This is a genomic window from Synechococcus sp. H55.11 (assembly GCF_047462475.1).
Classification (GTDB): Bacteria; Cyanobacteriota; Cyanobacteriia; order Thermostichales; family Thermostichaceae; genus Thermostichus.
The window spans coordinates 1-7,317 of the sequence record NZ_JANSJI010000080.1 but is presented as its reverse complement, the minus strand read 5'-3'; the positions used below and the strand labels follow the sequence as shown (position 1 = coordinate 7,317).

Below are 7,317 nucleotides of genomic sequence, written 5' to 3'. Positions count from 1 at the left end.
AAGGGGCCCCTCACCCCCAACCTCTCTCCCTGAGGGATGGCCCTCACCCCCAGCCCCTCTCCCTGAGGGATGGCCCTCACCCCCAGCCCCTCTCCCTGAGGGAGAGGGGAGTTAGAGCGGCGCCTTCGCGACAGCGTTGTGTAGCAATAACGAGGCAAGGAACCGTTGCGTTGCTGTTTGAAATGACTGTTTTTTGAGATTGAGAATGGCGCCGTTGCCATTGGGAATGGCTGTGCGAAGCAAGAAATAAAAAAGAGGGAGAAGCTCTCCCTCCGCGCTGATTGGCTAGGAATGAGACCAATTGCCCCGAACCTCTCTTAGCGTAGGCCGCTGGGCTTGTAAACCAAGAAGCTGAGCACCTGGCACTGCTTGATGTTGTCGAACCCCACCACACGGATGAAGCAATTGGGGTAGGCGCTGCGGCAAGCCTGCACCTCGCTCAGCACCTCCTGGGGAGAAGTGGCGCCGAACAGAGGCAGCTTCCACAATGTCCAGTAGCGAACCGTCGGTTCAGAGGATTCGTTGAACTCAACGGCAGGGATGTAGCCCTGATCCAAGATGTATTGCACCTGCTTGATGATCTGCAGATCCGTCAGCGGCGGCAAGTAGGAAAGGGTTTCGTAGCGGCGCTCTTTCGGTAAGGTTTGCATGATGGCTGTCACTCCGTTTCGGGTCTAAGGTTTTGGGGAGGGGATCCCGCTTCCGGGTGGGTGACCGGCGGAGATCCCGCTGCTGAGGTGAGCCGTTCTAGGTGATTGCGGCGGTGCTCCATATTGGCCTGCTGGATGCCGGCTTTGGCCATCTCCGGCAGGTAATCCACCACCTCCGCTGCAATGTGCTCGCGAACGGTCATGATGCGGTAGGCCAAGTCAGGGCGCTCTGCCAGCAAAGCCCGCAGGTAGGCTTCCCCATCCTGGAGGTTTTGCCGGGCAGAGAACTGCTGCAGCCAAAGAGCCCTGGGAGGATCCGTCTCGCTCAGTTGGGCCAGCACCGTGCGCATCGCCTGATAGGTCAGGTAGCTGATCAAGGTCTTGGCCGTATCTTTGGCGATCTGTTTTAGATCCATTGCCAATCCAGGGGGTGGCCAAAGCAGCGGGGCAAGAGAACTGTGGGGATCCCTTGCCCCAGCCAATCTCTAGAGGGTATCGACGGGCTTGAACTCGAACTTGATCTCCTTCCACAGCTCGCAGGCAGCCGCCAGCTCCGGCGACCACTTGGCCGCTTCGCGGATGATGTCGTTGCCCTCGCGGGCCAGATCCCGACCTTCGTTACGAGCTTGGATACAAGCTTCCAAAGCCACCCGGTTGGCGGTCGCGCCTGGAGCGTTCCCCCAGGGGTGTCCCAGGGTTCCGCCGCCAAACTGCAGCACGGCATCGTCACCGAAGATCTCCACCAGTGCCGGCATGTGCCAGACGTGAATGCCACCGGAGGCCACCGGCATCACCCCAGGCATCGAAGCCCAATCTTGGGTGAAGAAGTTACCCCGAGAGCGATCCGCCTCCACATAGTTCTCCCGCATCTGATCCACAAAGCCAAGCGTCACGGCGCGGTCGCCTTCCAACTTGCCCACCACCGTACCGGCATGCAGGTGGTCGCCGCCGGACATGCGCAAGCACTTGGCCAGCACCCGGAAGTGGATGCCGTGGTTTTTCTGCCGGTCGATCACCGCGTGCATGGCGCGGTGGATGTGCAGCAGAATGCCGTTGTCGCGGCACCACTTAGCCAGGCTGGTGTTGGCGGTAAACCCAGCAGTCAGGTAGTCGTGCATGATGATGGGGGCACCAATCTCCTTGGCAAACTCCGCCCGTTTGAACATCTCCTCACAGGTGGGCGCCGTCACGTTCAGGTAGTGCCCCTTGATCTCGCCAGTTTCCGCTTGGGCCTTGTGGACGGCCTCCATCACAAAGAGGTAGCGATCCCGCCAGCGCTGGAAGGGCTGGGAGTTGATGTTTTCGTCGTCTTTGGTGAAGTCCAGACCGCCCCGCAGCGCCTCGTACACCGCCCGCCCGTAGTTTTTAGCGGAAAGGCCCAGCTTGGGCTTGATGGTGCAGCCCAATAGTGGGCGGCCATACTTGTTCAATTTGTCCCGCTCCACCTGGATGCCGTGGGGAGGGCCCTGGAAGGTCTTCAAGTAGGCCACGGGGATGCGCAAGTCTTCCAGCCGCAGCGCCTTCAGGGCCTTGAAGCCGAAGACGTTGCCCACAATCGAGGTGAGCATGTTGGTGACCGAGCCTTCCTCGAACAGATCCAGCGGATAGGCGACGAAGCAGAAGTATTGATTCTCTTCGCCGGGAACTGGCTCGATGTCGTAGCAGCGGCCCTTGTACCGATCCAAGTCGGTGAGCAAATCTGTCCACACCGTTGTCCAGGTGCCGGTCGAGGACTCAGCCGCCACCGCCGCCCCGGCCTCTTCGGGGGGAACGCCCGGCTGAGGGGTAACCCGGAAACAGGCCAAGACATCGGTATCCTTGGGCGTGTAGTCGGGCGTGTAATAGGTGAGTCGGTAATCTTTCACCCCGGCTTGATAGCCGCTTTTGGATTGGGTTGCTGCGTAAGCCACGTCGATCTCCCTCTGAACGAATCACAAAACCAGAAAATGCCATTCACGGCTGCAACTAATGAGGCAAAAACCCAGGGCCAAAGCCCCAGACCACCGAGTTTTCGTGAATGAACCTGCCCCACAACCATGGGACTTGGGCTTTGAGACAGTCTTCCGCATTCAAGCGGATGCAAAGTCCAAAACCCTCCTTTTCAAGTGCCGCCCATTGCCAGCTCTGACGCCCTGGACTTTGGAAACCCAGTGGAAAGATTTCTATACAGTGTCTAAGCTAGAATTGCGGCAAACACAGGTCTACACTGGTTTAATCCTAAGCTATCATCCGCAAGGATCAGCTGATCATTACTTTCTTTATGAGTTCGATTAGTTTGGTTAAAGTGAGTCCCCTGACTTAGTGACAAGAAGACCAATTTCTTTGGCTTTCTTAATATCTTCGCCGGTGGGATCCCTGCCAACAGGCAAAAGCTCCCTGCTTTGAGGGAGCCCTGCAAGCTGGCCGCAGAACCTAGACGCTCAAGAAACGGCTGCCAGGGTTGGCTGGGATCTCTTGCTGATCACCTGGTCGATGAGGCCGTACTCTTTGGCCTGTTCTGGGGTCATAAAGTTGTCGCGGTCGGTATCGCGTTCGATGCGCTCCAGAGGTTGGCCGGTGTGGTAGGCCAGCAGGCTGTTGAGGCTGTTTTTGATGAAGAGGATCTCTTTGGCCTGAATTTCGATGTCGGTGGCTGGCCCCTGGGCTCCACCGAGGGGCTGGTGGATCATGATGCGGGCGTGGGGAAGGGCGATGCGTTTACCTTTGGTGCCCCCTGCCAGCAGAAAGGCTCCCATGCTGGCGGCCAGACCGATGCAGATGGTGGAGACATCCGGCTGGATGTGTTGCATGGTGTCGTAGATGGCCATACCGGCATAGACCGAGCCGCCGGGGGAGTTGATGTAGAGGTAGATGTCTTTCTCGGGGTCTTCGGATTCCAAGTAGAGCATCTGGGCCACGATCAGGTTAGCAATGTCGTCGTCCACCTGGGTGCCCAGGAAGATAATCCGATCCCGCAAAAGACGCGAGTAGATGTCAAAGGCGCGCTCGCCTCGCGCGGATTGCTCGATAACCGTGGGAATCATGCCAGTCCAAGGGATGGGTCAGTTCTTCTAGTGTAGTGTAAGCCGCTGGACAGATGCTTGCTCAGGGTGACCAGAGGGTAGCCGCCGGGTTGGGCAACGAGTCTGAGGTATGGCTCTTTACGATGGGGTGAGGCAAAGTCTAGATGGATATGATCCCAGATGAACCGATGGTGATCGCCAGCTTGCTGAGCCTAGCTTTGCTGGGGATCTTGATCCTAAACTTGGCAGAGCGTGGAACCGGTAATGGCGACTAGGATGGGAAAAAGTTCAACAGTCCCCTACCTTTGTAGGCTGGGGAGGGTAAGTACCTGGATGCCCGAATCCGGCAAGGGGTACTCCAGTTGACGCCATCACTTCACCACCTGAAAATGTTTCACATTCTCACCGTATCCTGCCAACTCATCACCACCCCCCAGCAGGTTGAGAAACTGGAGCTGGTGCTGAAGGCGTTGGCTCGTTGCTGTGAGTTTGTCCATCGCCATACCCCAGAAAACCTGCACAACTGCAAAGAACCTCCCTACCATCCGCCGCGGTTGTGATGCCCGCCAAGCGGCCAAACTAAGGGCGAAGAGCTTTGCCTGCGCCTTCACCTTCTCAAGCGTCAAGAATCCCTGTCCCTGAGGACAGGGGGTATGTCAACATCGGATCTAACATGAAATCCATTGCCTCAGCGGTGGGGGGCACTTTGACCCTTTCAACCTCATCTTCTCGGACAAATGCGGCAGCAAGTCTGCCCAGGCCATCTCCTATCCCGTCAGCGGTGGGGAGAGCGCAGCGGGATCCCATTCTTGTCCTCGGAGCCGGTCTGATGGGGCGCCTGTTGGCTGCCACCCTGGTCGAGGTCGGGCATTCTGTCCGCATCGTGGAGGCGGCTCCTGCCGGTGCCGTCGAGAGCAGTGCTGCCCATTTTGCCGCTGCCATGCTGGCTCCCCTGGCGGAGTCTGCCGTCGCCGAGGCCAGCGTAGTAGCGCAGGGGTACTATGCCCTCTCCCGTTGGCCCTCCCTTTTGGCCAGTCTGCCGCAGCCGGTTTTCTTTCAGCAGGAAGGCACCCTGATCCTCTGGCACCGCCAAGATGCGGGGGAAGCCAGACGCTTCTCATCCCTGCTAGCTGCTGTGGGGGAACGCCTTCCCCATCTCCCCAAGCCCCAGCCTCTGGATGCCCAGGCTGTAGCTGAGCTGGAGCCCTCGCTGGCCGGGCGATTTGGGCAAGGCCTGTATCTTCCCCAAGAGGGCCAACTGGATAACCGCCAACTGTTGTCGGCTCTGCTGGCCAAGCTGCGGCAGCACGAGGTGGAGGTGGAGTGGAGTTGCCCCTGGGATCTGGAGCAGGCGGAAGCCTGGCAGCAACAAACCGGCGGGTGGGTTTTGGACTGTCGCGGCCTGGGATCCCGAACAGAATGGGGTGGGCAGTCACCGCTGCGGGGAGTTAGAGGTGAGGTGGTACGTCTGTATGCCCCGGAAGTAGCTTTGCGGCGCCCGACCCGGCTGTTGCACCCCCGCTACCCGATCTACATCGCTCCCAAGCCGGGGCACCTGTTTGTGGTGGGAGCCACCGAAATTGAATCCGAGGATCGCTCGCCGGTGAGTGTCCGCTCGGCTCTGGAGCTGCTCAGCGCCGCCTACGCCGTCCACCCTGCCTTTGCCGAAGCGCGTATCCTGGAATTAGGCAGCCAATGTCGTCCCACCTTGGCGAACCACTTGCCAGCCGTGGTGGAGTGCGCGCCTCGCCTGTTGCAGATCAACGGCCTCTATCGCCATGGCTTTATGATCTCCCCGGCTATCCACGATGCCGTCTTGGAGTATCTTCACCACGGCAGTTGCCGCCTTGCTCAGGAGTTGGGGATCCCTTTTCAGGTACAGGCTGCCCCTCTTGCCGGTGAATCCCTGTCGCCATGCGTGTCTTGATCAACCAAAAGCCTTACGATTTGCCGGAGGGCACCACGCTGGCCGAGGCGATAGCCCAGGTGGAGATCAGTGGCCCTTTTGCGGTGGCGGTTAATCTAGAGTTTGTGCCGCGCGCCCAGTACGAGCGAACTCGTCTGCAAGAAGGCGACCAGGTGGAGATTGTCGCGCCGGTTGCCGGCGGCTAGTGCCCGACTGCCTCCCCTCAGATCCCGCATTTTTGCCCCTCAGCGATGTCCACTCTTCTTCCTGTCTCCCCCTCGACTCGGGCCGATGAGGATCCCTTGGTGCTCTACGGCCAAGCGCTGCCCAGCCGCCTGATGCTGGGGACGGCTCGCTACCCTTCGCCCGCCATTTTGGAGCAGGCAGTGGTGCGGGCACAGCCCTGTTTGTTGACCGTTTCCCTGCGGCGCCAGGGGGCGCTGGGGTCGGAAGCTTCCCAAGGGTTTTGGGCCCTGCTCCAGAAGCTAGGGATCCCGGTTCTGCCCAACACCGCCGGCTGCCACAGCGTGCAGGAGGTAGTCACCACAGCGGAGATGGCGCGGGAGGTGTTCGGCACCAACTGGATCAAGCTGGAGCTCATTGGGGATGACTACACCTTGCAGCCGGATCCGGTGCAACTGCCCACTGCCGCTGCCGAACTAATCCGTCGCGGCTTCAAGGTTCTGCCCTATAGCACCGACGATCTGGTGCTGTGCCAGCGGCTCTTGGATGCCGGTTGTGAAGTGGTGATGCCCTGGGCCGCTCCCATCGGCACCGGCAAGGGCCCCCTCAACCCCTACAACTTGCGCTTGCTGCGAGAGCGGATCGAGGCGCCCCTGATCGTGGATGCCGGCCTGGGCCTGCCCTCCCACGCCTGCCAGGTGATGGAGTGGGGCTTCGATGGGGTGCTGTTGAATACAGCGGTGGCCTTGGCCCGGGATCCGGTGGCGATGGCCGAGGCCTTTGCGGAAGCAGTGCGCGCAGGCCGGCGAGCCTACCTGGCCGGCGCGATGACCCCCCAGGAAGCGGCTCAGCCCAGCACACCGGTTCTCGGCACTCCTTTTTGGCACCAAGGGTGAGCAGCTTAGGCGGCAGGCTTTTGGGCCTGGATCACCTGCAAAGCCCCCCCGGCGTGCAGGGTCTGCCGGACGGATTGCCAGCCCTGCTGCTGCAAGTACTGCGGCAGATCCAACTTGAGCAAGTTCCAGGCGGTCTCGGTTTCAAACAGGGCCAGAAAGAGGGCCAGCCCAGGCCACATCCAAGGTTGGCAAGGCGCGTGCAAGTCCAGGATCAAAAGCCCTCCCCCCGGCTTGAGCACCCGCCACCCTTCCCGCAGCACCTGTTCCAGGTCAGGAAAAGGCAGCTCGTGCAGGGCCAAGCTGGTGTGCACCCAATCAAAGCTGTTGGCAGGAAAGGGCAGATCCTGGGCAAAGGCTTCCACAAATTCCACCTTGGGGAGGCGTTGGCGAGCTGCCGCCAGGGCTTTGGGGGAAGCATCCAGGCCGACAACGTTTTGGCTCAGCTCGGCTAGGATTGGAGTCACTTCGGCAGGGCCACAGCAGAGATCCAATACCCGCTCCTGGGGCTGGATGGAGATCCCTTGGAGGGGCAACCGGCGCAGTCGCTCATATCCCCCCACTGCTAGGGCAGCCGCACGGCTGATGCTGCGGTAAAGCCAGGGAAAGCGGTAGCTCCAGTCGCGCAGGAAGGTGGCCATAGGCAGGGATCCCTTGGGGCTTTTCCAGCCTACCTGTGAGAC

9 protein-coding genes are annotated in these 7,317 nt (G+C 60.2%); 4 read left to right on the top strand and 5 right to left on the bottom strand.

Annotation, left to right across the window (positions count from 1 at the left end; genetic code table 11):
- Positions 1–317 precede the first annotated feature (317 nt).
- From NW853_RS03440 to clpP, 4 genes are all read right to left on the bottom strand, one after another.
- Positions 318–650 carry a ribulose bisphosphate carboxylase small subunit gene (locus NW853_RS03440; RefSeq protein WP_414334878.1) on the bottom strand — a complete coding sequence of 111 codons (333 nt, stop codon included), beginning with the start codon at positions 648–650 and terminating at the stop codon, positions 318–320.
- An 8-nt stretch (positions 651–658) separates the two neighbouring features.
- Complete coding sequence (gene rcbX / locus NW853_RS03435; protein ID WP_414334877.1) at positions 659–1,066, bottom strand: RuBisCO chaperone RbcX; 408 nt, start codon at positions 1,064–1,066, stop codon at positions 659–661.
- Positions 1,067–1,135: 69 nt separating this feature from the next.
- Positions 1,136–2,560 carry a form I ribulose bisphosphate carboxylase large subunit gene (locus tag NW853_RS03430; RefSeq protein ID WP_414334876.1) on the bottom strand — a complete coding sequence of 475 codons (1,425 nt, stop codon included), beginning with the start codon at positions 2,558–2,560 and terminating at the stop codon, positions 1,136–1,138.
- Between the two features lie 510 nt (positions 2,561–3,070).
- Positions 3,071–3,673 (bottom strand): ATP-dependent Clp endopeptidase proteolytic subunit ClpP, encoded by a 603-nt coding sequence (gene clpP / locus NW853_RS03425; protein WP_414334875.1) that lies wholly within the window; start codon positions 3,671–3,673, stop codon positions 3,071–3,073.
- Between the two features lie 341 nt (positions 3,674–4,014).
- On the opposite strand from clpP, the gene NW853_RS03420 reads away from it, so the two are divergent.
- The 4 genes from NW853_RS03420 to NW853_RS03405 all read left to right on the top strand — a co-directional run bounded on the left by NW853_RS03420 (position 4,015) and on the right by NW853_RS03405 (position 6,637).
- The gene (locus NW853_RS03420) at positions 4,015–4,212 is read left to right on the top strand and encodes a hypothetical protein (RefSeq protein ID WP_414334874.1); all 198 of its coding nucleotides are present in this window, start codon (positions 4,015–4,017) and stop codon (positions 4,210–4,212) included.
- Between the two features lie 113 nt (positions 4,213–4,325).
- Entirely contained in the window at positions 4,326–5,579 is a 1,254-nt protein-coding gene (locus NW853_RS03415) for an FAD-dependent oxidoreductase (RefSeq protein ID WP_414338747.1), read from the top strand.
- Positions 5,567–5,764, top strand: coding sequence for a sulfur carrier protein ThiS (gene thiS / locus NW853_RS03410; protein ID WP_414334873.1), 198 nt, complete (start codon positions 5,567–5,569; stop codon positions 5,762–5,764). The genes NW853_RS03415 and thiS overlap by 13 nt, the downstream gene beginning before the upstream one ends.
- Before the next feature lie 45 nt (positions 5,765–5,809).
- Positions 5,810–6,637, top strand: coding sequence for a thiazole synthase (locus NW853_RS03405; protein ID WP_414334872.1), 828 nt, complete (start codon positions 5,810–5,812; stop codon positions 6,635–6,637).
- A 5-nt stretch (positions 6,638–6,642) separates the two neighbouring features.
- Here the strand turns inward: NW853_RS03405 and NW853_RS03400 are convergent, their stop codons facing one another.
- Positions 6,643–7,275 (bottom strand): class I SAM-dependent methyltransferase, encoded by a 633-nt coding sequence (locus NW853_RS03400; protein ID WP_414347766.1) that lies wholly within the window; start codon positions 7,273–7,275, stop codon positions 6,643–6,645.
- Positions 7,276–7,317: the final 42 nt, after the last annotated feature.